Genomic DNA, 17,840 nt, shown 5'->3' with positions numbered 1-17,840 from the left:
CACGCTAGAGATTATTGACGATAATTGCGCTCGAAAACGCCCGGTGGCATATGCCGGATCTGCTCTTCTATCATGTGATCAAAGACCGATAACAAAGGGGAGAAATCGGTGCTGGTGTCTAACATCGATAACAGATGGTAACCCGCTTCAACGGTGGATAATGCATTATCACTGGGTGCTTTACGAATTCGGTAATTGCCTTTGAGATCCGTGGGCAGATGCAGCGCTGGCAAAGCATGAAGTTGAGTATTGAGCTGCCACATTTTGAATGCTTTTTTCCAGGTGCCATCCAATAAAATCACCCGCACTTTTTGCTCAGGTTGATGCTGCGCGATGACATCGGTTGCCGAAATGGAAGTGTCACTAGGATAAAGCACATAGTGAACTACGCCCTCTTCACTTAACAAAGTATTGAGTGTTTCATCTTGGCGAAAATCTTCACCAATCAAAACTTGGCTATTATTGAGCGATAAGCTGAGGATGCGAGCTGTGCCCATCGGACGATGTTCTTCTGTCGGATGTTGAAGAATGATAAGCTCGACGCCACTATGAAGTGGGGTTATCACACTGCAAATACACACTTTGTGCGCTTTACCACACTGGGAACAATAACGGGACATGTTGTGAATCTTTACCTATCGCTGCTGTTAATGAGTTTAGTTTGTCTAACACTACAATTTGAGCCTTTCGCGAGTCTTGCGGCTTGGCAACTGACCCCGATTGAACACGGACAGTGGTGGCGCATCCTAACAGGAAACTTCACTCATACCAACTTTCCCCACCTTTTAATGAATTTAGCGGCTTTATGGCTATGTGGGTTTATTTTTAAACCACAAAGTCGCCAATTGGTACTGGTCAGTATAGGGGGGAGTATTTTCGTTGGTCTATGTCTGCTTTTTAGTTCACTGACCAGTTACGTCGGATTATCAGGCACGTTACACGGTCTATTTGCGTTTTTTGCCTTAAAAGAAGCACTTGAAGGACGCCGCTCCAGCTGGATTCTGTTTATCGCCGTTATCGCCAAAGTAACGTGGGAACAAACCTTCGGCCCCTCCGCCGAAACCGCACAGCTCATCAACGCCAAAGTCGCCATCCAAGCGCACCTCGCCGGTATGGGGACAGGCACTCTAACCGCCCTAGCCAACCATCTGTTATCTCAACATAAAAGTCGAAAAACCGCTTTATAGCCTATCGCAGAGCAAGACCTCTATTATGGGGACAGGCACTCTAACAAGAGCCATATCTTACGAGGACAGGCATCTTAGCCATCTTAGCCACGGGATTTTTTGAAAGGACAGGCACTTCAACTAGAGTGTTCAACACATTAATATTGTTGATAATAGTTATTATTTCTAGCCTTATTTATCTGAATTGATTACTCTTTGCGGGGCGTATTTCATTAGTCTGGTAAGGATGGCGCATGCAACTCAACACTTCTTCTGCTGATCTTCATTCATTTCTTGAGCATTATCCAAAACTGAATGCCCTCTCCATCGCCTCTCAAGAGTGGTGGAATGAACTGGAAAACATCGGCACACCTTTATTGCTACCGACAGACAATGGTTACGCAGATGCCTGTTTTATTTGGAGAAATGCTGCATTCTATCCGGTTGCAGCGGTCTATTTAGATATTCACGGTATCACTGATCATCACAGTTTCACACCAGACAAATTCACTCAGTATCCAGACTCTGACCTCTACTATTTTTGTTGTCGCCTGCCCAATGCTTGGCGCGGAGCCTATGCGTTCGTTCCTGTTCCTGAAGAAGGGCTTCAACCCAACTATCACGGCTCCATGCAAGAACAAAAACAGCAGCATAGACATTGGCTTATGAGCACAATGGCCAACTATGCCACTGTTGACCCACTACAAAAGCGTAATCTACCGAACTGCCTATGGGGTAAAGAATATTCTCAATATGCAATGCCAGAAGCGCCTTATCAGCCAGGGTGGGAACGTTTTGACCAAACAAGGGGCGAAGCTTTTGCACAAGCAGAAGTGGTTGAATTTACTTGGCAATCCGCATTAATGAACAAATCTCGTCAAGTTTGGTGTTATAGCACTGCATCTTCACAAGCAACTGATTTACCTTTAGTTATCATGCAAGATGGGGATTTTTGGGCTCAGCAAATGCCTGTATTCTCAGCGCTAGATGACAACACCCAGAGCGGTTATTTACCCGAAGCAGTCTATGTGATGATCGATGCGATCAATCGTCGCCATCGCGGTGAAGACCTCACCTGTAATCCAATCTATTGGCAAGCCATCCAACAAGAGCTCATTCCTCAAATAGAAGCTCAATACCAAGTCACACGTAATCCTCTTAAAACGGTGGTTGCCGGGCAAAGTTATGGCGGCTTAACGTCAATGTATGCTGCTCTTCACTGGCCAGAGCGCTTTGGCTGCGTGGTCAGTTCATCGGGTTCTTTTTGGTGGCCTCATCGAGAGCAAATTCGTCAGCAATCAAAGGATGAAGTTCTGCCTACTTTAGATGCTAAATTCGTTGATTTTATTCAAAATGAACTATCTAAAGAGGTCACCATTAAGTCCTACCTCGATGTAGGATTAAGAGAAAAACGGATGGTTGAATTGAACCAGCAAGTGGCCGAAGCTTTACTTGCTCACGGTCAAAACCAGACTCTTTTTAGTACCTATGATGGCGGACACGAACGTCTTTGCTGGCGTGGAAGCTTAATGCTAGGTCTGCACTATGTTCTTTCGTAACGGGTTGACGAACAAACGAAAGATTAACAGACCAAACCATGAATACGCTGTTTATTGAGCTGTTGTTTGGCTTGAAGTAGTTGATCTTTTTGGCCAATCCACAAGCACCGCCGCTGCTCAACACAATGGCAAAGCTGTAAAAACTCGCGTTGATTCTCCGACAAACGCGCTAATAGCGGCGGGAGTTGTTGATCGATTGAAGCTCTACTGTCGGAATAATGATGGCGTCCTACCCAATCAACCCACTCGATGTAATCCATTAGCCGAAAAGGAATTCCATCCTTGCGATCAACGCCCTCTCCACCAACAAATGGAAACAAGGAATACGGTGTAGGCTGTTGATTTTCCAACGCAGATAAACGCAGCTTAAGTGAAGTATGCACTGACTCTTCTGGTGTCGGCGCCACATTGGCTCTTACTGGATTGAGATCTACGTAAGTCATCGCAGCCAATAATGCTTTTTCATCTAAAAGCGCTTGTGATTTAAAGCGTCCTTCCCAGAAATGTCCCGTACATTTATCTTCCGTATTGGCTTGTTTGGCAATCGCCATATTAAGCTCTTTCATCATCCAGCTCAGAGAAGCTAACCGAGTTCGCCATAATCCAATCAATTTACTCGCAGCAACCTTTTCGCTCTTAGCTACGAGATCACCCGAAAGGAAACGCTTAACCAGTGGGTGCAACACATGATGTTTTCCCCAACGCTCGATGACTTCAATATCAGACAGCTCAGCCGCTTTGGCTTCATTTATATGAACCACCAGATGATAGTGATTACTCATCACCGCATAAGAGCAGATATCAATACAATAGACCTCAGCCAAATAGAGAATCCGATTTTCAACCCACTGTCGACGATGTTCAAAGCTTTTGCCAGACACAGCATCGACACCACATAGAAACGAGCGGCGCACACAACGAGAAACGCAGTGATAATAAGGAGTGAGTGTAGTATCAACTTGGCGACGGCGAGCAATGGTCATGAGCAACATCCTGAAAAAACTGTTGCTGTTGTGGCATAAACAAAAAGGAGAGTGAAGCCGAACAAAAACTTGCTGCGAGTAAGTTCAAAAATTTGTGGCAGTACAAACTAAAAATTAGCGTGCCTGTCCCTGTAAAAAACATCCTGCTGGGCGTCTCTATTAAGATGTCTGTCCTCATAAGAAATGAAGTGCCTGTCCTCGTAAGAGAGAAACAAAAAAAGCTCTGCGATGCAGAGCTTTTAACACTAATAAAATCAACCCACTCTATACGATAGGGCGCTGTCCGCGGTTGAGCAGCTTCATAAACACGCTGTCAGCAGCTTCGCCAGCAACGCCAGCGATTTTGTCCGTCAGTTTTTTCTTCTGTACATAGTGAATAGCTAACACAGTTTTCTCTTTGCACGCTTCAACCACTAAGTCATCAGACGTTTTAATCGCATCCACCAGCCCCAGTTCAAGAGCTTGAGTACCAAACCAGTGCTCACCGGTTGCTACTTTTTCTAGTTCCAGTTCAGGACGATGTTCACGGATAAAATCTTTGAACAGAACATGAGTTTCTTCCAACTCTTGCTTGAACTTATCACGGGCTTTATCGGTGTTTTCGCCAAACATGGTTAGCGTACGTTTGTATTCGCCCGCAGTGAGTTGCTCATACTCAATGTCATGTTTTTTAAGGAGCTTATTGAAGTTAGGCAACTGAGCCACCACGCCAATAGAACCGACAATTGCAAATGGAGCTGAGACGATTTGATCACCGATACAGGCCATCATATAGCCGCCACTGGCTGCGATTTTATCAACAGAGATAGTGAGCTTCAGTCCTGCATTTTTAATGCGATCCAGTTGTGATGACGCCAAGCCATAACCGTGAACCATACCGCCGCCAGACTCCAGACGCAGTAAGACTTCATCACCTTCTTGAGCAACGGCTAAAACACCCGTGATCTCTTCACGTAATGCCGCCACTTCTTTTGCATCAATGCTGCCATTGAAATCCAGCACGAAAAGATGAGGATCACGAGCAGAACTTAAATCACCAGCTTTCGCAGATTTTTTAACGTCCTTTTCACGCGCTTTGTGTTTCTCTTTTTCGCTTTTCTTCTCCGCTTTATAACGCGCCTTCAAAAAAGCATCATCGTGCAAATAGTGTTCTAAATGCTCAACCATCTCTTTGTGCTTTTCAGTCAAGTTAGTCACTTCTAACTCACCTTTCGCACTGTGATGTTTACCACCGACCGATTTGATAATGACTAACAATGCGACGATAGCGACCACAATGGTTGCGATCTTGGCCAGAAACAGACCATAGTCCATCAAAAATTCCAATGTTCTTATCCTCTTTCATGCGAATTAGTGTATTGTAACCATCTTGTCACCAAGACTGAAACGAAATTCTAACAAGAAGGAGTAGCACGTGGATTATTCCGTATCTCCCACTGCACTGCATGATAAAGTTATCCTAGTTACCGGCGCTGGTGACGGTATCGGTAAACAAGCCGCTGTAAGTTATGCCGCTCACGGTGCCACCGTGATTTTGCTTGGCCGAACTGTGGCTAAATTAGAAAAAACCTACGATGAAATTGAAGCGGCAGGTTACCCACAGCCCGCTATCATTCCTCTCGATATGCTCGGTGCAACCAAGCAAAACTACCTTGATATGGCAGCCACTATCGAGCAACAGTTTGGCCGCTTAGATGGTATTTTGCACAACGCTGGTCTGCTTGGCGATCTGTGCCCTTTAGAGCAAATTGAAGAAGCAACATTCGATGCCGTTATGCAAGTGAATGTCAAAGCGCAATTTTTGATGACTCAGGCACTATTGCCTCTACTGCGTAAATCTCAAACTGGGCGCTTGGTGTTTACCAGTTCAACTGTGGGTCATATTGGCCGCGCATTTTGGGGAACCTACTCTATATCCAAATTTGCGACCGAGGGAATGATGCAAGTGCTCGCCGATGAACTAAGCGATACGCCGATTCGTGTTAATGCCATTAACCCTGGCGGCACCCGCACCAGTATGCGTGCGAGCGCATTCCCAGCTGAAGATCCCAATACACTAAAAACCCCTGAAGACATCATTCCTCTTTACGTGTATCTAATGGCGCCAGAAAGCGCCGCTGTACATGGTCAATGCATTGATGCCCAACCTAAACGATAATTTTATTGATTGATATACAGGTACTTACTAAATGGTAAGTACTTGTTTGTTCGGGAGTGATGTTTAGACTAGAGTTTCAAAAACAGGCATAAATCACCAACGCCTTTTGGCAAGGAAGTTCCTAACATGAAACTCTACTTTACTCCTGGTGCATGTTCTCTCGCACCGCACATCGTTCTAGAAGAACTTGGTCTTTCTCATGAGTTAGATAAAGTTGACCTAAAAGCGAAGAAAACCCAATCAGGCGCCGACTTTCTCGCGCTCAACGCAAAAGGTTACGTTCCTGCTCTGCAATTAGATAACGGCCATATTCTGACTGAAGGTCTGGTTATTTCCCAATACCTTGCCGACCAAAAACCAGAAGCGGGTTTAATCCCTGCGGCGGGTGAAGAACGTTACCAATTACAAAGTTTGATGGTGTTCATCTCAACAGAATTGCACAAACCTATGGGTTCTATGTTTAACCCTGCGCAATCTGCTGATGCACGTCAAGCAGCAGAAGCAACTCTAACTAAACGTCTGGGTTGGATTGTAGAACAACTTGGTGATAACGATTACCTATTTGCTAACCAGTTCTCGATTGCCGATGCTTACCTATTTACCGTGCTGAACTGGGCAAATATTGTTAAATTCGATTTAACACCATGGCCAACACTTGCTGCATTCTCAGCACGTGTAGCACAGCGCCCTGCAGTTCAAGCTGCGCTTAAAGCAGAAGGTTTGATCTAAGCCTCTCACTCAACGTAACGTTATCGTTGCTGTTGAGTCTTAAGAAAATAAAAAGCCGAGCGGTTTCCCGTTCGGCTTTTTTCTTACCCTCTATTCACGTCGTCATTGGTTAATCGAAGCGAATGTGTTTATTGCAGCAAGTATGTTTATTGAAATAAGCATTGAGGTTATTTCTGCTGTGGCGTTGCTAACTTTTCACGTGCATTCAGCGCTTTTCGCATATCTGCTACCTGCTGAGCAGTAATCTCAGCCGCCGTATTGCCCCACGAGTTACGCACATAATTGAGCACATCCGCTATTTGCTGATCGTTCATCTTCCAAGCAAAAGAGGGCATACCTGCAGCCGAGGTTCGTGTTTCGGTATATGGCGCACGAGTCCCTTTCAACATCGCATGAATCAGGTTGCTTGGGTCATCTGCAGCAATAGTTTTGTTATTCGCAAACGCTGGAACCATACCCGTGATGCCTTCCCCTTTAAGACCATGACACGCCGAACAGTTCACTTCATAGGCCAAAGGCGCTTGCTTAGCCACTTTAAGTTGCGGATGGGTTTGACCGCCCTCGGATGGAGGAAGTGACTTGAGGTAAGTTCCAATCGCTTTTAAGTCTGCGTCAGTAAAGTATTGAGTTGAGTTTTCAATGGCTTCGCCCATAGGACCAGATGCAACAGCAATACCATTTGAACCGGTTTTCAAGTATTCCTGGATCTGAGCAACGGTCATACTGCTGATACCATTATGTGGATTGGACGTTAAATCAGGCGCATACCAACTGCCTAAATTGCCCCCTTGCAGATATTTGCTCGTCACTTCTGCCCCAAGGAGGTTACGCGGGTTATGACAAGCTGAACAGTGACCACCACCATCGACAAGGTATTTGCCACGGTTCCACTCTTCATCTTTTGCCTTATCCTCGGTGAATGCTTCATTGTGGAAAAAGAGCATGTCCCAGCCTGCTAACGACAAACGTACGTTAAATGGGAATGGCATGTCTTTGGTTTCATCAATGTCGTATTTCACTGGTTTAACCGTTGAGAAATAGGCCCACAAATCATGCATGTCTTGATCGGTAAATTTCACATAAGCGGTATAAGGCATTGCCGGATAGAGGAAACCATGTGAACCAATCCCTTGGCGTACCGCATTAAAGAAATCACGTTCAGTCATGTTACCAATCCCAGTGTCTGGGTCTGGCGTGATGTTAGAGCTGTACAATGACCCAAACGGTGTTTCAATATCATAGCCCCCAGCCATATCACCATGGCCTGCCGTATGACATGCACCACAGTCACCAGCACGCATGACATATTCGCCACGAGCAATGGCAGCTTGGTCATTGGCTTTAAATTGAGACAGCGGCACAGAATCATCGGCAACATCAGAGCGGGAGGTATCAAATGTTTTCCATAGCATCCACCCAGCGACAATGACGACGATCACGACCACAATCGCTATAAAGCGGATGATTTTTCCTTTCTTCGTACTCATTGCTCTTAACCTCTCACCAACTGTCCAGGGTTGTTAATGTAGGTTTGATGAATTGCACGAGCTGCTCGCACCGCTAACGCACCTACAGTCACAGTTGGGTTGTAACCACCGTTATTTGGAAAAGCTGATGCACCGACGACAAACACGTTGTGGGCATCCCAACTTTGCAAATATGGGTTAAGCGCTGACGTCGTTGGATCGGCCCCCATCACTGCACCACCAATGGTATGAGAGCTATGTTGTTTATATGGATTCCAGCTCGCTTCTGCTTGGTTATCAACCATCAGATCTTTACCACCCGCTTTCTTCATGATCTCCACCGCACGTTCCGTGATGAACTTCGACATACGCTGGTCGTTTTTATTCCAGTCAAAAGTCACGCGCAATAATGGCTGACCATGCCGGTCGGTATAGCGAGGATCAAGGTCAAGGAACGCATTTTTCGTCGGCATTGAGGTTCCTTGACAGAACAGTGTTGCCGCATTTTGGTAATCACGAGAGAACGCTTTTTTCCATTCGCTCCCCCAGCGTCGAGTACCAGGACGAATCGCATCCGCGTTTTGAATTGGACGGCCATTGGTATTGAAAGCCATGATGCCCGCACCACCAATAAAATCTACGTCGCTGTGGTCAAAGTTATCGCCGTTAAAATCATCAATTTGAACCGCTAATGCCCCAGCACCAATAAAAGGGTTCATATATTCGTTATCAAAAAATCCCGTCACACTAGAACAAGTTTGATAACTGTAGTTACGACCAATGGTGCCTTTACCTGTGCGAGGATCATATTGTTCACCAATGCCAGAAAGTAGCATCAAACGTACGTTATCCATTTGATAAGCGGTAATACAGACGATGTCTGCTGGTTGAAAGCCTTCTTTACCGTCACGGGTAATAAACTTAACACCTTTCACAGATTTACCATCATCGTGTTTAACCGCATGTAGTACTTCCGTTTCACTGAGCAAAGTAAAGTTTTTACGGCGCATCAATACAGGCAAAATACACGCTTGAGGAGACGATTTAGAAAAGTTGCCACAACCGTGGAAATCGCAAAAACCACAGTAGGTACATGGTCCCATGGAAACACCAAGAGGGTTCACATAAGACTGCGAAAGGTTACCAGCGGGAACCGAAAAAGGGTGATACCCCATGTCCGTTGTCAGTTTGCGATATTTCGCCAACCAATGGGTGTCTTGTAATGGTGGTGTTGGATAGTCGCGGGAGCGAGGTCCTTCAAATACGTTACCGCCCGTTATCTTCTCGCCCTGTAGATTACCCGCTTTACCGGATGTTCCTGCGATGCGCTCAAAGCGATCGTAGAAAGGTTCCATTTCGTCATAAGTGACGCCCCAATCTTGCAACTGCAGATCTTTGGCTTTGTTTTTCCCATAACGTTCACGGGTTTTCGTTGCGGCCTCAAAATCCCATGGGGTGAAACGCCAAGACATACCAGCCCAGTGTGTTCCAGCACCACCCACGTTCCAACCAAATTGATAAGCGGACCAGTTACGAACCGGTGCAGCATCTTGATTAGGATGATTACGAAACGTCGTGGTTTCCACACTCATCGGCTGAGTCATCGCTCGGCGAGTGGTCCAACGAAGTTCATCAGGGTCAACTGCAGGTGGAAAATCCGTCGACGTATCGCGCCATGCGCCACGTTCAATTGCCACGACATTTAAGCCTGCTCGCGTCAGTTCTTCAGCAATGATCGAACCCGACCATCCTAAACCACAGATCACGACATCGGCTTTTGCTCTTTGTATTGTCATTATTATGTGCTCCGGCCTAATCGTTAGGGATCAGACTTACAGGAATAAGTTCTAGATTTTCGCCTGGGCGAGAAAGGTATGGACGGTAATCATAACGAGCGCCAGGGAAACCAATCATCTTCCACCCTGCCATATTGCGGTTACCACCATAAATTGGGTCCGCCAGATAACTTTCGCGTGCATTTTGTAACATCAGTTCAAACAAGGCCTTGCCATCAATTTCCTTGCCCAAATCGATTTTTCCAGCTTCAAGGTTGAGCAGAAACTGATCCATATTATCCGGAGATAAGGCTTCTAAATCGCTACCAAAGTGAGTTTGAGCATACTGTTGCAGCGCTTTAATACCGGTCAGATAGCGCTCTTTCGGTGTAGCCAAAAACTGCGGCTTACCCATAAGCATCTCTTCATTTTTGCGATCCATTGGGCCTTCGAGGTAAAGCGCTTTACCTGAGCCATAATCACCAGCAAGCTGGTCATCAAGAAATTCGAGACCGCCAGCTTCAGTCGCAGAAGGACCATATTGGTCGGCAGGAATCAGGCGATCAAAAATGGCCGCTAGAGTTGCGCGGTCTTTAGGATCAACCAAAACTTTCCAGCCAGCTTGAGCAGGTTGCGGTAAATGGTCAGCATTCATGGCCGTATCGAGCGGGACGCCGTGCATCTCTTTGGCTTGAATATGTGGCGCAATAGCCAGAGCTGATGCTGCCCTGCCTAGAAATTTAAGCGCATTTCTCCTATCCATATCATTATCCTTGTAGGGTAGAACTGTACTTTCCTATTAAATAAGTGTGAGCAAGTTGAGATTGTTATTTATTTACTCTCTAGCAAGCATAAGAGATAAATAATCTTGCCGCTATTCCAATTCGGAACTCTTATTTAGGACGAGAAGGAAATTCACAGTGATTTTAATTTTGAAAATAATCATTGATATAAATTACCCATCCTGTAACAAAATATTACAAACGGCGACAGAATACTCCCACAAACAAAAATAGCAACACTTCGTTAACCAAAATAAAATTTTGCCGTTACTTATAAGGTATATTTATTATCAAAATAATTCAGAATTATAAACATCCAACCACCCCAAGCAAGGTAACAAAATCAATGCCAAGCTTATTATTTTGACCAAAAACAAAGAGAGATAAATAATGAAAAACAGACAATAGAATATATATATCAATTTATTATTTAAACAACAAACGCCTAATATAAATTAATGTTATTCGTAATCTTAAAAAGATTATAACTATAAATAAATCCATAAGGAGATACTTAAATGACTAAACAGGTCGTGTAATTTTATTCTTAACCGTACAAGAAGATAACTATCCGCTCTTTTGTGCAAAAACTTCTGTGAAAAAAAATATCCTCCGGCATAGCCGGAGGTTTTTCATATGCGCCTATAAGGCTCTCCTACCAGCAGCGCCCTAGCAGGCGCATCGTGATCTGACATTTGCATATGACTATTTCTTGCGACCCGTAAACGGGTTACCTGAATATGGGATCGACAGTTGCTCTCCCATTTTGTCTTGATCTAATTAATGCTTGATGTAATTTTGGATCTGGCTTGTATTTTTACCGACTGTATCAACGTAATAACCCCGGCACCAAAATTCTCGATTTCGGTATTTGAACTTCAAATCCCCAAATCGCTCATAGAGCATCAAACTACTTTTACCTTTTAAATATCCCATAAAACCTGAAACACTCAACTTCGGTGGGATTTCTAAAAGCATATGAACATGATCTTTACAGCATTCAGCCTCGAGTATATTCACGTCTTTCCATTCACATAGCTTTCGCAAGATTTCTCCAACTGCTCGACGTTTTTCACCGTAGAACACCTGCCTTCTATATTTGGGTGCGAATACTATATGATATTTACAGTTCCATCTTGTGTGAGCTAAGCTCTTCTCGTCCCCCATATTGGGACCCCCTTTCAATTTCTGATTAACTCTTGTAGTTGCCAGACCACAAGGTATTTCTAACAAATTGAAAGGGGTTTTATAACTGACTTATAGCTATAAGCTTAACGGAACCCCCAGCCAAGCTGGGGGTTTTCTCTGTACAAAAAAAGGTTACCTGCATTAGGTAACCTCTTCGCGGTTTGACTAGTCTAGCAACGTTAGTCGCCCAAGCTGCGATACGCTTTTATATCACTTGCTTTAAGATGAGCATCACCTTGACCGTAGGTTGCAGTGAGGAAATTGGTCAGTGTGGCTATCTCTTCATCAGAGAGGTGCTCCCCAAACGCTGGCATCATCACATTCCCTTCAGCGGTGTGACGTTTCACCCCATGCAAAATCACTTGCACTAAGTTACCCGGTTTATCACTGCCAACCACGCTATTGTGGTAAAGCGATGGATAATAACCATCGGGAGAGCCACTGCCATCGGCATCATGACAAACACTGCAATTTCCCATATAAAGGGAAGCGCCAGGCATATCTTTACGAACTTGCTCGACAGGTAGCCCTCGAAGCTGCACATCTTGCGCTTTAGCACTGCCCTGTTCAAAACGAGAAGCGCCATCGTCGCTCACTCCAGGCACCGAACGAAGATAGGTTGCAATCGCATACAAATCTGAATTCGAGAGATATTGAAAACTGTGCTCTACCGCTTCTGCCATCGGTCCTGCCGCCTGAGCTTTACCCGGAACAGATCCCGTTTTTAGGTATTGAACAATCTCTTGATTACTCCAGCCACCAATACCAGATTTTTCATCATGAGTGATGTTAAAGGCGTGCCAACCCGCTAGGTCTGCTCCACCAAGAAAACCTGATTTTGTTTCATCACTGGCAACAGACTGCATCGCCAAACCACGTGGTGTATGGCAAGTGCCACAGTGAGTCGAGCCTTGCACAAGGTAAGCGCCGCGGTTCCATTCGGCACTCTCTTCCCGATTGACCTGATAGGCACCTTGGGTATGGAACATCCAATTCCACAATGCTAAAGGCCAGCGCATCGAAAGCACTGCCGGAATGTCGTTATGACGATTCTCTTGATGAATCGGCTTCACCGTATGCATAAAGTAATCGTAAAGTGCCTCTATATCCGCATTCGATAATTTGGTGTATTCGGTATATGGCATAGCAGGATATAAACGGCTTCCATCTTGGCGAATCCCTTCACGCAGCACGCGTTTAAATTCATCTAAGCTGTAGTTACCAATCCCGGTCTCTTTATCTGGCGTGATATTGGTAGAATAAAGCGTGCCCATCGGTAATGGCATGGCTAATCCACCAGCAAAGGGCTTGTCAGCATCAGTCGTATGACAAGCCGTGCAATCAGACATGCGCGCAATATACTCGCCACGACTCATCGTGTTTGGCACCTGACTTGTGACCACTTGAGCTTCTTTAGGAGTTTGGACTGTTTTGGGAGCCCACATTCCAGACACAATTGCTCCCACGCCCGCTGCGCCCAGTACAATGATGGCTAATAAAGTACGACGAAACGTCATATTACGCCTCCTTCTTCAAGGTATCAGCGATACGCAATGAGAGTGCAGCGATAGTCAAGGTACAGTTCACTGTCCCGACGGTCGGCATCGTGCCAGAGCTCGCAATAAATAGATTTTGATGATCATGCGTACGACAATCTTTATCGACCACACTGTTTTTAGGATCATCCCCCATAATCACCGTGCCACAAATGTGCTGGTTATTGGAGAAATCATCGTTGTATTGAATTTCGGTTCCGCCCATCAGTTTGGCGATCTTGGTATACGCTGCGCGGGTATGGACAGCACTGCGCTTCACGTAATCATCAATCGCATAATAAAATTCAGGCTTCGCGATACCGAGGGCATCTTGTTGAGTACTGCTTGGCATAATGCGGTTTTCTGGGTGCGGTAATAACTCATGAAAACTATCGAACTGGACATAACGTGATGCTTTATCGCGAATTTCGCTGTTCAGATCCGCAGCAATTAAGAAGCGGTCTTGAGCGAAGATCTCTTGTGCCATCTGATCGGTACGCGAGAGGTTAGAGAGGTGGATTTTTTTACCCGCATACTGAGAACGGAATTTGCCGTCACGCCAACCAATGATGGAAGTCATCTCCTGAGCACCACGCCCTGGCCACAATTTTTCATTAGCAAAAAATCGAATCCCAGTACCTGGGTGATCCATTAGGTTACGGCCAACCATGTCTGAGCTGTTACCCACATCCGACATCAGCATCAATTTCGGCGTTTCAATACCGTTAGCGGCCAGCACAAAATATTTACCCTCAACTTTGACTGACTCACCTTTAGGCGTTTTATAGTGCACTGCGACAATGCGGTTATCTGCGCCTTTTTCAATCTTATACACCACCGCTTTATCGATGATTTGTGCCCCAGCCGCTTCGGCTTTTTCCACATGGGTAATGCCGTTATACATCGCGCCTATTGGACAGATCGGCATACAGTTGTTATTACCGCAACACGTCGGACGGTTATCATAAGGGCGGCTGTTACGCGCTACCGGTTCGGTCACTACATAGAATCCATTGTGATTCAGGCGATCTTTAATCGTTTGTTCGTTATAAGAAATAGACAGTGGTGACATTGGGTAAGGTTTAGAACGAGGCGAGCCCAGCTCTTCATCACTTGGTCCCCAAACGCCGAGCTCTTCTTCAGCGCGTTGATACCAATGCTCAAGGTCTTGATACTCTAATGGCCAATCACGGCCAACACCGTAAATGGATTTAAGCTTAAAATCGCTCGGAATAAAGCGCCATGCCGATGCCGCCCAGTGCCAAGTGGTTCCACCTACAGCTCGAATATACTGAGCATCATAGGCTTGTTCGCCTTTTTGAATTAAATAACCATTGTTAGGATTAAACTCAGGATGGGGCGCGTAAGGTGTTGAAGGATATGGCGCCATAAAGTCCATTTTGTCAGGGCTATTTCGAAAGCGCTCGACAATCTCGCCACGAGAATAACGTGGACCCGCTTCTAAAATCAGCACAGATTTGCCAGCCAAAGCCAATTGATGAGCCACCAATCCACCCGCGACACCAGAACCAACAATCACGAAATCGGCTTGTTTTGTTGTTGTCATTACGCTTTTTTCTCCACAGGTTTGGCAGCCCAAAATCCAGGCTTATTAGGACAGTAAGAACGGATCTGCAATACATCATCGACTGCTTCAAATTCCAAAGCGTGACGATAAGTGATCACTTGGGCTTGTGTGCCCTCACCGACAATGCCGGTATACCAAGCAGAGAGAATGGTTTTGGCGGTTTTCTTGGCTTCTGGACTTAACGCTTGAGTAAGCGATTGACCATTGGCCTGGGTCATTTGTTTCTCTAGAACCTCCAGCTCTTGGTCAAACTGAGCATTCTGTTGTTTCAACGCGCGATAAAAACGTTCACACAACACAGGGAGCAATTCGCTGCGTTCAGTCAATTTGAGAGAAATGGCGGTAAAGATCTTATCGTTGCTGCTGACCAATGATTGAGCGGCAACGCGCAGAGGGAAAGGGGAAACCAGTGTCACGACACCAAGTGACGCAACCCCTTTGAGTAAACGGCGTCGAGCCTGCCGTTGCTCCCGAGTTGGGGAGGTGTGAAATTTGTCAAACATAGCTTACCAAAGTAGAAAATAAGAATAATTGTAAAAATAGTAGTCGACATATTGAATTTTGCACCACACATGCAGCGCAAATGTAACCAAAGGTTACAAGGAATTAACACTAACACATCAAATGCATATTTAACAGGTTTCACTAATACAAGTGGACAATCTCAACGCAGATCCTACCGAATAAGTTTTTCTTGAATGTTCTTGAGAGAGAAATATACTGTATATATATACAGGTATTTTGTTATGTATGAATTGATAGAACAACTCAAAAACAAGCATTGGCTCTGGCAAGGTTCAGAGACTCAAACAACATCCGACTACCGGTCGACAGGTTATCCTGAACTGGATACACACTTGTGTGGTGGTTTTCCTACCCATGGTGTGGTGGAAATTCAGAGCCCCATCGGTATCGGTGAATTGCGCCTACTGCTTCCTTATTTACAGCAGCACAATGACCGCCTCACGGTATTGATTAATCCACCAGGAAACGTTCATAGTGAAGCGCTCCAACATGCTGGCCTGATGCTTAGCCAAGTGTTAGTACTCACTCCGCGCAGTGCTAAAGAAGCCCTATGGGCGGCAGAACAATGCTTAAAAAGTGGCGCCTGTAGCCAAGTGTTATTGTGGCAGGAAGAACTCGAAGTGCATCAAGCGAGGCGCCTACAAGTCGCGAGTGAAACGGGTGAAAGCCTGCATTTTCTCTTTCGGCCACAGCAGCAACATCTGTTTTCTCTGCCGGTCACCTTAAGCTTACAACTGGCAGCAGACAGTGATGGGCTGCAAGTCACTATCGCCAAACGGCGTGGTGGCTGGTCGAGTGAGCCATTTGTGGTCAATTTTCGACAACGCTGGAACAGTTTAACCAAGCCGCTCACCTCACCAGTGGTGGTTCCGTTTCCGATTCAAAAGCAAGGGTAAATTATGCAAACTTGGTTGTATCTGCATTTTCCATCGCTACAGTTGGATACGCTGTTTCTTGAAGAGGAGCGCCCTTTGGTATTGGTTCAAGGGCGTGATCATCACATAGTGCAAGCAAGCTCTGCTGCCATACACGAAGGTATTCAACTGGGGATGGGACTCGGCGCAGCGGCCTCGCTCTGCTCACAGCTGCAAGTGCAGCCGTATGACCCCAAGCAAGAGGCGACAATATTGGAGCACTTAGCGCAGTGGCTCTATCTCGTTACCTCCGACATCGTGCTCTTTCCTCCTCAAGGATTGCTGCTCAAAATCACCAATATGCTGACACTCTATTCTGGCTTAGAGAACTACTGGCAGGCGGTGCAACAACACCTTGCCAATTACCCAACACATCATCCACTTCGTTATGGTTATGCGACGGGGTTTTCACCGCTTAGCGCGATGCTGCTGGCTAAACAAGCGGAAAATATGTTGACGTTAGATGCGGCGACATTGCGAGCACGCCTGCTCACCTACCCACTGGCGGCAACCGAACTTAGCCTACAACATCAAGAAAAACTAAGCCGCGTGGGCATCCGTCTGGTAAGCGATTTAATTGCTCTGCCGATGCAAGAGATTGCACGGCGCTTTGATATTGACTTAGTAAACTATGTCGGGCGTTTGCTCGGGCAATTTCATCATCCCTTACCGTTTTATCATCCCAAGGAGCAGTTTCATGGTCATCTTGACCTGCTCTATGAGATCACCAACATCCAATGGTTAGAAAAGCCATTAACGCAACTGCTCCACCAATTGGAGCTGTTTTTGCGCCTACGTAATCAAGTCGCTTATGAGTTAGCACTCACCTTAATTCAACGAGATAAACAGCAAGAGACACTCACTTTTACTTCCGCTCAAGGTGATTACCAGACCGACCGTTGGCTCACCTTGTGCCGTTTAACGATGGAATCAATCAAGTTAACTCATCCGGTGATGGCGTTAACGCTCAAGGTAATTCGCTCAGCAATAGCTTCACCTGATGCTTGCGATCTGTTTAAAGGCAACAAAGGTCGGCAAAGTTCGTTGGAGTTAATAGGACTCCTGCAAGCCAAACTCGGCGCAGAACATGTGCTTCGCCCTACGCGCAGTGATGACCCTCGCCCTGAAAAAGCCACATGCTACGTCGACCCGATTGCCACGCCACCAGCGAGTCATCGGCAGGCTCAGCTGCGTCCAACATGGCTCTACCCGACTCCAGAAGCACTGGTTGAAAAAGTCACCTTAGTTCATGGCCCAGAACGAATCGCCACGGGATGGTGGGACGGTGAAGCGATCATTCGCGACTATTTTATTGCTCAATCCGCACAAGGGCGCTGGTTATGGGTTTTTCGCACTCCAGAGCAGCAGTGGTTTATTCATGGACTATTTGGCTAACTTTCAACAAGTTAATGTTCAAAAAGTGAATGATAACACCGATGAGCAGTCACCCTTTATTCGATCAAAGGAGTCAT

The 17,840-nt window shown here is 45.8% G+C and carries 15 protein-coding genes and 1 pseudogene; 6 read left to right on the top strand and 10 right to left on the bottom strand.

Going from position 1 to position 17,840, the window contains the following annotated elements:
• Positions 1–11: 11 nt before the first annotated feature.
• A complete protein-coding gene (locus OCV11_RS05080) occupies positions 12–620 on the bottom strand; it encodes a tRNA-uridine aminocarboxypropyltransferase (protein ID WP_261895395.1) in 609 nt (202 codons plus the stop codon).
• On the opposite strand from OCV11_RS05080, the gene rrtA reads away from it, so the two are divergent.
• Together rrtA and fes are read left to right on the top strand one after the other, a co-directional pair.
• Positions 519–1,187, top strand: coding sequence for a rhombosortase (gene rrtA, locus OCV11_RS05075; protein ID WP_373332804.1), 669 nt, complete (start codon positions 519–521; stop codon positions 1,185–1,187). The two genes, OCV11_RS05080 and rrtA, sit on opposite strands and share 102 nt — an antisense overlap.
• A gap of 233 nt (positions 1,188–1,420) precedes the next feature.
• On the top strand, positions 1,421–2,725 hold the full coding sequence (gene fes, locus OCV11_RS05070; protein WP_261895393.1) for an enterochelin esterase: 1,305 nt from the start codon (positions 1,421–1,423) through the stop codon (positions 2,723–2,725).
• A gap of 23 nt (positions 2,726–2,748) precedes the next feature.
• Here the strand turns inward: fes and OCV11_RS05065 are convergent, their stop codons facing one another.
• Entirely contained in the window at positions 2,749–3,708 is a 960-nt protein-coding gene (locus OCV11_RS05065; RefSeq protein ID WP_261895392.1) for a transposase, read from the bottom strand.
• A gap of 264 nt (positions 3,709–3,972) precedes the next feature.
• On the bottom strand, positions 3,973–5,034 hold the full coding sequence (gene sohB, locus OCV11_RS05060) for a protease SohB (protein ID WP_261895391.1): 1,062 nt from the start codon (positions 5,032–5,034) through the stop codon (positions 3,973–3,975).
• A gap of 88 nt (positions 5,035–5,122) precedes the next feature.
• Between sohB and OCV11_RS05055 the strand changes: the two genes are divergently transcribed.
• Positions 5,123–5,866: a YciK family oxidoreductase gene (locus OCV11_RS05055; protein ID WP_261895389.1), complete on the top strand. Its 744-nt coding sequence runs from the start codon at positions 5,123–5,125 to the stop codon at positions 5,864–5,866.
• A gap of 126 nt (positions 5,867–5,992) precedes the next feature.
• The gene (gene gstA / locus OCV11_RS05050) at positions 5,993–6,595 is read left to right on the top strand and encodes a glutathione transferase GstA (protein WP_261895388.1); all 603 of its coding nucleotides are present in this window, start codon (positions 5,993–5,995) and stop codon (positions 6,593–6,595) included.
• Between the two features lie 167 nt (positions 6,596–6,762).
• Here gstA and OCV11_RS05045 read toward each other — a convergent pair whose 3' ends face one another.
• The 7 genes and pseudogenes from OCV11_RS05045 to OCV11_RS05015 all read right to left on the bottom strand — a co-directional run bounded on the left by OCV11_RS05045 (position 6,763) and on the right by OCV11_RS05015 (position 15,432).
• The gene (locus OCV11_RS05045) at positions 6,763–8,082 is read right to left on the bottom strand and encodes a c-type cytochrome (RefSeq protein WP_261895387.1); all 1,320 of its coding nucleotides are present in this window, start codon (positions 8,080–8,082) and stop codon (positions 6,763–6,765) included.
• Between the two features lie 5 nt (positions 8,083–8,087).
• Positions 8,088–9,857 carry a GMC family oxidoreductase gene (locus OCV11_RS05040; protein WP_261895385.1) on the bottom strand — a complete coding sequence of 590 codons (1,770 nt, stop codon included), beginning with the start codon at positions 9,855–9,857 and terminating at the stop codon, positions 8,088–8,090.
• Positions 9,858–9,873: 16 nt separating this feature from the next.
• Positions 9,874–10,599, bottom strand: coding sequence for a gluconate 2-dehydrogenase subunit 3 family protein (locus tag OCV11_RS05035; RefSeq protein WP_261895384.1), 726 nt, complete (start codon positions 10,597–10,599; stop codon positions 9,874–9,876).
• A gap of 724 nt (positions 10,600–11,323) precedes the next feature.
• A pseudogene (gene tnpA / locus OCV11_RS05030) lies at positions 11,324–11,785 on the bottom strand (IS200/IS605 family transposase).
• A gap of 200 nt (positions 11,786–11,985) precedes the next feature.
• A complete protein-coding gene (locus OCV11_RS05025) occupies positions 11,986–13,323 on the bottom strand; it encodes a cytochrome c (protein WP_261895382.1) in 1,338 nt (445 codons plus the stop codon).
• A 1-nt stretch (position 13,324) separates the two neighbouring features.
• Complete coding sequence (locus OCV11_RS05020; RefSeq protein ID WP_261895381.1) at positions 13,325–14,908, bottom strand: GMC family oxidoreductase; 1,584 nt, start codon at positions 14,906–14,908, stop codon at positions 13,325–13,327.
• Positions 14,908–15,432, bottom strand: coding sequence for a sorbitol dehydrogenase family protein (locus OCV11_RS05015; protein WP_261895379.1), 525 nt, complete (start codon positions 15,430–15,432; stop codon positions 14,908–14,910). Before OCV11_RS05015 ends, OCV11_RS05020 begins: the two co-directional genes overlap by 1 nt.
• 243 nt (positions 15,433–15,675) lie before the next feature.
• On the opposite strand from OCV11_RS05015, the gene imuA reads away from it, so the two are divergent.
• Positions 15,676–16,350 (top strand): translesion DNA synthesis-associated protein ImuA, encoded by a 675-nt coding sequence (imuA, locus tag OCV11_RS05010; RefSeq protein WP_261895377.1) that lies wholly within the window; start codon positions 15,676–15,678, stop codon positions 16,348–16,350.
• Positions 16,351–16,353: 3 nt separating this feature from the next.
• Positions 16,354–17,763 (top strand): Y-family DNA polymerase, encoded by a 1,410-nt coding sequence (locus OCV11_RS05005; RefSeq protein ID WP_261895376.1) that lies wholly within the window; start codon positions 16,354–16,356, stop codon positions 17,761–17,763.
• Positions 17,764–17,840: the final 77 nt, after the last annotated feature.

The organism is Vibrio porteresiae DSM 19223, assembly GCF_024347055.1.
GTDB classification, from domain to species: Bacteria; Pseudomonadota; Gammaproteobacteria; order Enterobacterales; family Vibrionaceae; genus Vibrio; species Vibrio porteresiae.
The sequence above is the reverse complement of the archived record's forward strand: the minus strand, read 5'-3'. Positions and strand labels throughout refer to the sequence as shown.